This is a genomic window from Pseudomonas sp. P5_B2, from assembly GCF_056400445.1.
The window spans coordinates 1-8,553 of sequence record NZ_JBFULH010000159.1 but is presented as its reverse complement, the minus strand read 5'-3'; the positions used below and the strand labels follow the sequence as shown (position 1 = coordinate 8,553).

The 8,553-nt window shown below is 60.6% G+C and carries 7 protein-coding genes and 1 pseudogene; 7 read left to right on the top strand and 1 reads right to left on the bottom strand.

Annotation, left to right across the window (positions count from 1 at the left end; genetic code table 11):
• Positions 1 to 466 (bottom strand): beta-eliminating lyase-related protein (locus AC1DRJ_RS14240; protein WP_477802719.1); only part of this gene is annotated, 466 nt, incomplete at its 3' end.
• Positions 467 to 599: 133 nt separating this feature from the next.
• Between AC1DRJ_RS14240 and AC1DRJ_RS14235 the strand changes: the two genes are divergently transcribed.
• From AC1DRJ_RS14235 to AC1DRJ_RS14205, 7 genes and pseudogenes are all read left to right on the top strand, one after another.
• The gene (locus tag AC1DRJ_RS14235; protein WP_477802718.1) at positions 600 to 1,310 is read left to right on the top strand and encodes a TraX family protein; all 711 of its coding nucleotides are present in this window, start codon (positions 600 to 602) and stop codon (positions 1,308 to 1,310) included.
• A 218-nt stretch (positions 1,311 to 1,528) separates the two neighbouring features.
• A complete protein-coding gene (gene glyA / locus AC1DRJ_RS14230) occupies positions 1,529 to 2,782 on the top strand; it encodes a serine hydroxymethyltransferase (RefSeq protein ID WP_477802717.1) in 1,254 nt (417 codons plus the stop codon).
• A gap of 23 nt (positions 2,783 to 2,805) precedes the next feature.
• Positions 2,806 to 4,056 carry a sarcosine oxidase subunit beta gene (locus tag AC1DRJ_RS14225; RefSeq protein ID WP_007947735.1) on the top strand — a complete coding sequence of 417 codons (1,251 nt, stop codon included), beginning with the start codon at positions 2,806 to 2,808 and terminating at the stop codon, positions 4,054 to 4,056.
• 14 nt (positions 4,057 to 4,070) lie between these two features.
• Positions 4,071 to 4,400, top strand: coding sequence for a sarcosine oxidase subunit delta (locus AC1DRJ_RS14220; RefSeq protein ID WP_477802716.1), 330 nt, complete (start codon positions 4,071 to 4,073; stop codon positions 4,398 to 4,400).
• Positions 4,397 to 7,414 (top strand): sarcosine oxidase subunit alpha, encoded by a 3,018-nt coding sequence (locus tag AC1DRJ_RS14215; protein WP_477802715.1) that lies wholly within the window; start codon positions 4,397 to 4,399, stop codon positions 7,412 to 7,414. The genes AC1DRJ_RS14220 and AC1DRJ_RS14215 overlap by 4 nt, the downstream gene beginning before the upstream one ends.
• Before the next feature lie 144 nt (positions 7,415 to 7,558).
• Positions 7,559 to 8,191 (top strand): sarcosine oxidase subunit gamma, encoded by a 633-nt coding sequence (locus AC1DRJ_RS14210; protein ID WP_477802714.1) that lies wholly within the window; start codon positions 7,559 to 7,561, stop codon positions 8,189 to 8,191.
• 194 nt (positions 8,192 to 8,385) lie between these two features.
• Positions 8,386 to 8,553, top strand: a pseudogene (locus tag AC1DRJ_RS14205) (formyltetrahydrofolate deformylase); the annotation flags it as partial.

Below are 8,553 nucleotides of genomic sequence, written 5' to 3'. Positions count from 1 at the left end.
CTTCCGGTGTGTAGACGCTGCCGACTTCAGTGGCCTGGGTCAGGGTCACGACGCGCGGTTTCGGGTAGTGAATATCCTGGCGCTTGAGGGCGACTTCTCGGATCGATTCCGGGGTCAGCTTGCCGTTTTCAGTGCGGGCGATCAGCAGCTTGGAACCGTTGGAGAAGAATTCGGGTGCGCCGCATTCGTCGGTTTCGACGTGGGCAGTTTCCGAGCAGATCACGCTGTGGTAACTCTGGCACAGCGACGACAGCGCCAATGAGTTGGCAGCGGTGCCGTTGAAGGCGAAGAACACTTCGCAGTCGGTTTCGAACAGTTTGCGGAAATAGTCGGACGCGCGAGCGGTCCATTCATCGTCGCCGTAAGCGCGCTGGTGGCCGTGGTTGGCCTGTTCCATGGCCGCCCAGGCTTCAGGGCAGATACCGGAATAGTTGTCGCTTGCGAATTGTTGGCTCTTATCGGTCATGGCCCTGCTTTCCGTGGTCGAGACGCCTATGGTGAAGCGACTCGTGGTCAATGATGGTGCGTACTTTACCGAAGATCATCCGGGGAGCACATGCGATGCGTCTGACAGAAAAACACAAAGACGACGGGCAATTATGCACATGACGCAACGGGATGGGGCACTGGATCTGCTCAAGTGGCTGGCGCTGTTGAGCATGGTGCTCGATCACCTGCGATATGTCGGTTATTCCGTCGATCTGCTGTATGTCCCGGGACGACTGGCGTTTCCGTGGTTTTGCCTGGCGATGGCTGTGAATGTTTCCCGTGCACAGGAAGTTACCCATCAATGGCGGTATCTGGGTTGGTTGCTGCTGTTCAGCGCCGTCAGCGAAATACCTTATCGGCTGTTCATTCCTGATCCTTCCACCTGGAATGTGATGCCAACGCTGGCGCTCGGTCTGTTGGTTGCGCGTGGCTGGGAGCTCCAGGCGCTGCAATCGCGACTACTGGCGGTTGGCGCGCTGACGCTGGCGGCATTGTTCCGCGAACACGTGATGTTTGGTTTCTTCGGGGTGCTGTTGCCGTTGGCGATGTTGCTGGTGATCCGGCGTCCCTGGTATTTCGCATTGCTGCCGGGGCTGGTGTGTCTGGCGGCGAATGAATGGCACGTGCTGTATTACGCCGCGAAGCTGGGTAACAGTGCTGCGGTTCCTGGCATCGTTGTTTGTCTGATAGCACCACTGTTGGGAGTGGCGCTTTTGCGACATGCCAAAGGCGTCCACCCACCGCCAATGCGGCGTTGGGCGTATGCCTTGTATCCCGCGCATTTCCTCGTACTTCTGGCCCTGCGCCAACTCATCGCCTGACATCGTCCCCTGTGGCGAGGGAGCTTCTGTGGTGAGGGGGCTACAACGGTCTGGCTGCGACCGACCTTTTTCAGTCATGTCGTAAACGCACCTTTGCGTGGCGTCCGTAGGCATTTGACCTGTCTGCGCCGGTCATACCATCGCTATCAAAGGGCACTGCCGAAAGGCACATGCCTCACCGAGACGAATGGCGCACCACCGCCGCTGGGAGAGACGCGATGTTCAGCAAGCAAGACCAGATCCAGGGTTACGACGATGCACTGCTGGCGGCGATGAATGCCGAGGAGCAACGCCAGGAAGATCACATCGAGCTGATCGCGTCAGAGAACTACACCAGCAAACGCGTCATGGAAGCGCAAGGCAGTGGCCTGACCAACAAATACGCCGAAGGCTATCCGGGCAAGCGCTACTACGGTGGCTGCGAGCACGTCGATAAGGTTGAAGCCCTGGCCATCGAGCGCGCCAAGCAACTGTTCGGCGCCGATTACGCCAACGTTCAGCCACACTCCGGTTCCTCGGCCAACAGCGCCGTGTATCTGGCCCTGATCCAGCCTGGCGACACCATCCTCGGCATGAGCCTGGCCCACGGTGGTCACCTGACCCACGGCGCCAAAGTGTCGTCCTCGGGCAAGCTGTACAACGCCGTGCAGTACGGCATCGACACCAAAACCGGGCTGATCGATTACGACGAAGTCGAGCGCCTGGCCGTCGAGTGCAAGCCGAAGATGATCGTTGCCGGCTTCTCGGCTTACTCCAAGACCCTCGACTTCCCGCGCTTCCGTCAGATCGCCGACAAAGTCGGTGCCCTGCTGTTCGTCGACATGGCGCACGTCGCCGGTCTGGTCGCCGCCGGTCTGTACCCGAATCCGCTGCCTTACGCCGATGTGGTCACCACCACTACCCACAAAACCCTGCGCGGTCCACGTGGCGGCCTGATCCTGGCCAAGTCCAACGAAGAAATCGAGAAGAAGCTCAACGCTGCAGTATTCCCGGGTGCCCAGGGCGGCCCGCTGATGCACGTGATCGCGGGTAAAGCGGTGTGCTTCAAGGAAGCGCTGGAGCCAGGCTTCAAGGCTTATCAACAACAAGTGATCGACAACGCCCAGGCCATGGCCGGCGTGTTTATCAAACGCGGCTACGATGTAGTGTCCGGCGGCACCGATAACCACCTGTTCCTGGTCAGCCTGATTCGTCAGGGCCTCACCGGCAAAGAGGCGGATGCAGCACTCGGTCGCGCCCACATCACCGTGAACAAGAACGCCGTCCCGAACGATCCACAGTCGCCGTTCGTGACCTCCGGCCTGCGCATCGGCACCCCAGCGGTGACCACGCGCGGCTTCAAGGTGACCCAGTGCGTGACGCTGGCCGGCTGGATCTGCGACATCCTCGACAACCTCGGCGATGCCGACGTCGAGGCCAATGTCGCCGAGCAGGTTTCGGCCCTGTGCGCGGACTTCCCGGTTTATCGCTGAGCGCGGTTTTGGAGTAAATGACTATGCAACGCTACTCGGGCTTCGGCCTCTTCAAACACTCCCTCAGCCATCACGAAAACTGGCAGAAAATGTGGCGCACGCCGACCCCTAAAAAGGTCTATGACGTGGTCATCGTCGGCGGTGGCGGGCATGGTCTCGCCACGGCTTACTACCTGGCCAAGGAACACGGCATCACCAACGTGGCCGTGGTCGAGAAAGGCTGGCTGGGCGGCGGTAACACCGCGCGCAACACCACCATCGTTCGCTCCAACTACCTGTGGGACGAGTCGGCGCACCTGTACGAACACGCGATGAAACTGTGGGAAGGCCTGTCCCAGGACCTGAACTACAACGTGATGTTCTCCCAGCGTGGCGTTTACAACCTGTGCCACACCCTGCAGGACATTCGTGACTCCGAGCGTCGGGTCAGCGCCAACCGCCTCAACGGCGTGGACGGCGAACTGCTCGATGCCAAACAAGTGGCCGATGAGATCCCGTACCTCGACTGCTCGAAGAACACCCGCTATCCGGTGATGGGCGCGACCGTTCAACGTCGCGGCGGCGTGGCTCGTCACGATGCCGTGGCCTGGGGCTTTGCCCGTGCCGCTGACGCACTGGGCGTGGACCTGATTCAACAGACCGAAGTGATCGGCTTCCGCAAGGAAAACGGCGTGTGCATCGGTGTTGAAACCAACAAGGGTTTCATCGGCGCCAAGCGCGTCGGTGTAGTGACCGCCGGGAACTCCGGGCACATGGCCAAACTCGCCGGTTTCCGTCTGCCGATCGAATCGCACCCGCTGCAAGCGCTGGTGTCCGAGCCGATCAAGCCGATTATCGACAGCGTGATCATGTCCAACGCCGTACACGGTTACATCAGCCAGTCCGACAAGGGCGACCTGGTGATCGGCGCCGGTATCGACGGCTACAACGGCTACGGCCAGCGTGGTTCGTACCCGGTGATCGAGCACACCATCCAGGCCATCGTCGAGATGTTCCCGGTACTGTCCCGCGTACGCATGAACCGTCAGTGGGGCGGCATCGTCGACACCACGCCGGATGCGTGCCCGATCATTTCGAAAACTCCGGTACCGAACATGTTCTTCAACTGCGGTTGGGGCACCGGCGGCTTCAAGGCGACACCTGGCTCGGGCAACGTATTTGCCGCAAGCCTGGCCAAGGGTGAAATGCACCCATTGGCCGCACCTTTCTCCATCGACCGTTTCCACAACGGTGCGTTGATCGATGAACACGGCGCTGCTGCGGTTGCCCACTAACAGGAGAAATCCCCATGTTGCATATCTTCTGTCCTCACTGCGGCGAACTGCGCTCCGAAGAGGAATTCCATGCATCCGGTCAGGCGCACATCCCGCGTCCACTGGATCCGACCACCTGCACCGACGAGGAGTGGGGCGACTACATGTTCTTCCGCGATAACCCTCGCGGCCTGCATCACGAACTGTGGGATCACGTTGCCGGTTGCCGTCAATACTTCAACGTCACCCGTGACACCGTGACCTACGAGATTCTCGAGACTTACAAGATCGGCACCAAGCCGCAGTTCACCGAAAAGACTGAAAGTCCGAAAGCGGCCGCGCAGGCTCTGGGAGCGAAGGTATGAGCCAGATCAATCGCCTGTCCAACGGTGGACGGATCGACCGCAACAAAGTGCTGAACTTCACCTTCAACGGCCAGAGCTACAAAGGCTTTGAAGGCGACTCGCTGGCCGCTGCACTGCTGGCCAATGGTGTCGACATCATCGGTCGCAGCTTCAAATATTCCCGTCCGCGCGGCATCTACGCTGCTGGCGCTGAAGAGCCGAATGCCGTGCTGCAAATCGGCGCGACCGAAGCCACACAGATTCCGAACGTGCGCGCCACGCAACAGGCGCTGTACCAAGGCCTGGTCGCCACCAGCACCAACGGCTGGCCGAGCGTGAACAACGACATGATGGGGATTCTCGGCAAGGTCGGCGGCAAGCTGATGCCGCCGGGCTTCTACTACAAAACCTTCATGTACCCGCAATCGTTCTGGATGACTTACGAGAAGTACATTCGTAAAGCCGCCGGTCTTGGCCGCTCGCCGACCGAGAACGATCCGGACACCTACGACTACATGAACCAGCACTGCGACGTGCTGATCGTCGGCGGCGGCCCTGCTGGCCTGGCCGCTGCACTGGCCGCTGCGCGCAGTGGTGCCCGTGTGATCCTCGCTGATGAGCAGGAAGAGTTCGGCGGCAGTCTGCTCGATTCCCGCGAAAGCCTCGACGGCAAGCCTGCTGCCGAGTGGATCGCCAGCGTCATCGCCGAGCTCAAAGACACCCCGGACGTGCTGCTGTTGCCGCGCGCCACGGTCAACGGCTACCACGACCATAACTTCCTGACCATTCACGAACGCCTGACCGATCACCTCGGCGACCGCGCCCCAATTGGCCAGGTGCGTCAGCGTATCCACCGGGTTCGCGCCAATCGCGTCGTTCTCGCGACCGGCGCTCACGAGCGTCCACTGGTTTACGGCAACAACGACGTGCCGGGCAACATGCTCGCCGGCGCTGTGTCGACTTACGTGCGCCGTTATGGCGTGGCACCGGGCAAAAAACTGGTGTTGTCGACCAACAACGATCACGCCTATCGCGTGGCGCTCGATTGGCTCGACGCCAGCCTGCAAGTCGTCGCCATTGCCGACGCCCGCAGCAATCCGCGTGGTGCCCTGGTTGAAGAAGCACGCGCCAAAGGCATTCGCATTCTGACCGGCAGCGCCGTGATCGAGGCCCGTGGCAGCAAGCACGTGACTGCGGCTCGTGTGGCGGCGATCGATGTCAAAGCCCACGCCGTGACCAGTCCTGGCGAGTGGCTCGAATGCGATCTGGTGGCCAGCTCCGGTGGTTACAGCCCGGTGGTTCACCTGGCTTCGCATTTGGGTGGCAAGCCGATCTGGCGTGAAGACATCCTCGGTTTCGTACCGGGCGAAGCGCCGCAAAAACGCGTGTGCGTCGGTGGCATCAACGGCGTCTATGGTCTTGGCGATTCCCTGGCCGATGGTTTTGAAGGAGGCGCTCGCGCCGCTGCCGAAGCCGGGTTCCAAACGGTCGAAGGCATGCTGCCAAAAGCCCTGAGCCGTCTGGAAGAGCCAACCCTGGCGCTGTTTCAGGTGCCACACGAGAAGAACACCGCACGGGCGCCGAAGCAATTCGTCGACCTGCAAAACGACGTCACCGCTGCCGCCATCGAACTGGCGACCCGCGAAGGCTTCGAGTCGGTCGAGCACGTCAAACGCTACACCGCACTGGGTTTCGGTACGGACCAGGGCAAGCTCGGCAACGTCAACGGCCTGGCCATCGCGGCCCGCTCGCTGAACGTGACCATCCCGCAGATGGGCACCACCATGTTCCGCCCGAACTACACGCCGGTGACTTTCGGCGCTGTGGCCGGTCGTCACTGTGGGCACATCTTCGAGCCGGTCCGTCACACTGCTCTGCATCACTGGCACGTGAAAAACGGTGCCGAGTTTGAAGACGTCGGTCAGTGGAAACGTCCTTGGTACTTCCCGAAAACCGGTGAAGACATTCACGCCGCCGTGAAACGCGAATGCAAAGCCGTGCGCGACAGCGTCGGCCTGCTGGACGCGTCGACCCTGGGCAAGATCGATATCCAGGGCCCGGATTGCCGTGAGTTCCTCAACCGTATCTACACCAACGCCTGGACCAAGCTCGATGTGGGCAAGGCGCGCTACGGCCTGATGTGTAAAGAAGACGGCATGGTCTTCGACGACGGCGTAACTGCCTGCCTCGCCGACAACCATTTCGTGATGACCACCACCACCGGCGGCGCTGCACGCGTGCTGCAATGGCTGGAAATCTACCACCAGACCGAATGGCCGGAGCTGAAGGTGTACTTCACGTCCGTGACGGATCACTGGGCAACCATGACCCTGTCCGGGCCGAACAGCCGCAAGCTGCTCAGCCACGTCACCGACATCGACCTGAGCAACGAAGCCTTCCCGTTCATGACCTGGAAAGAAGGTTTGGTCGGCGGTGTGCCGGCGCGGGTATTCCGGATTTCGTTTACCGGTGAGCTGTCGTACGAAGTCAACGTGCAAGCCGACTATGCGATGGGCGTGCTGGAAAAAATTGTTGATGCTGGCAAGCAATACAACCTGACGCCATATGGCACCGAGACCATGCATATTCTGCGGGCCGAGAAGGGTTTCATCATCGTTGGGCAGGACACTGACGGCTCGATGACGCCGGACGACTTGAACATGGGCTGGTGTGTGGGTCGTACCAAACCGTTCTCATGGATCGGCCAGCGTGGCATGAACCGCGAAGACTGCGTGCGTGATCAACGCAAACAGCTGGTCGGTCTGAAGCCGATCGATCCGACCAAGTGGCTGCCGGAAGGCGCGCAACTGGTGTTTAACACCAAGCAAGCGATCCCGATGACCATGGTCGGTCACGTCACCTCCAGCTATCTGCACAACTCCCTCGGTTATTCGTTTGCCATGGGCGTGGTCAAAGGCGGGTTGAAGCGCATTGGTGAGCGGGTGTTCGCACCGCTGGCCGATGGCAGCGTGATCGAAGCGGAAATTGTTTCTTCGGTGTTCTTCGATCCGAAAGGCGATCGCCAGAACATTTGATGGCCTCGAGATCTGCGGGCGGGCTACCAATCGCTTGCAGGCTAGCTCCCACAGGGGAACGCAGTTGAATGTGGGAGCTAGCCTGCTGGCGATGACGGCAGTGCAGCCACCACAGGAACCAACAGAATTCAGGAAAGGTGCTTTATGACCGCAGCCAATGTTTACCAACAACGCCCAACCATCGGGGCCAAGGCCGAGTCGTCGCTGCATCATGCCGACCTCGCCAGCCTGGCGGGCAAGGGTCGCAAAAACGCCGGCGTGATCGTGCGTGAGAAAAAACTCCTCGGTCACCTGACCATTCGTGGCGATGGCCACGATGCTGCGTTTGCCGCAGGCGTGCACAAAGCCCTCGGCATCGAATTGCCGGGTGCGCTGACCGTCGTCATTAAAGGCGAAACCAGCCTGCAATGGATGGGCCCGGATGAGTGGCTGCTGATCGTGCCGACCGGTGAAGAGTTAGCCGCCGAGCAAAAATTGCGTGAAGCGCTGGGCGACTTGCACATCGCAATCACCAACGTMAGCGGGGGCCAGCAGATCCTCGAACTGAGCGGCCCGAAGGTGCGTCAGGTGCTGATGAAATCCACCAGCTACGACGTGCACCCCAACAGCTTCCCGGTGGGCAAGGCGGTGGGCACGGTGTTCGCCAAGTCGCAACTGGTGATCCGCCATACCGCTGAAGACACCTGGGAACTGCTGATTCGTCGCAGCTTCTCGGATTACTGGTGGTTGTGGTTGCAGGATGCGTCTGCTGAGTACGGGCTTAGCGTCCAGGCTTGATGCGATCCCTGTAGCAGCTGCCGAAGGCTGCGTTCGACGACGAAGTCGTCGCCATCATGCAGGCAGCCCGGTTTCTATTCAGTATCCGGGCTTCAGGTTTTACGACGGCTGCGCCACCGAACGTCCGAACGCGGCCCGAGCCTTCGGCAGCTGCTACACGGGCAAGGTTGCCCACCAAAAGGAGTCACCGCACTATGAGCCGCGCCCCAGACACATGGATTCTGACCGCCGACTGCCCCAGTGTCCTCGGCACCGTGGACGCGGTGACCCGCTTTTTGTTCGAGCAGGGCTGCTACGTCACCGAGCACCATTCCTTCGATGATCGGCTCTCGGGCCGTTTTTTCATTCGCGTGGAATTCCGT

Bases quoted from the DNA above. Each gene is read 5' to 3' on its own strand.
- AC1DRJ_RS14235 (WP_477802718.1), top strand. From the start codon at position 600: ATGCACATGACGCAACGGGATGGGGCACTGGATCTGCTCAAGTGGCTG.
- glyA (WP_477802717.1), top strand. From the start codon at position 1,529: ATGTTCAGCAAGCAAGACCAGATCCAGGGTTACGACGATGCACTGCTG.
- AC1DRJ_RS14225 (WP_007947735.1), top strand. From the start codon at position 2,806: ATGCAACGCTACTCGGGCTTCGGCCTCTTCAAACACTCCCTCAGCCAT.
- AC1DRJ_RS14220 (WP_477802716.1), top strand. From the start codon at position 4,071: ATGTTGCATATCTTCTGTCCTCACTGCGGCGAACTGCGCTCCGAAGAG.
- AC1DRJ_RS14215 (WP_477802715.1), top strand. From the start codon at position 4,397: ATGAGCCAGATCAATCGCCTGTCCAACGGTGGACGGATCGACCGCAAC.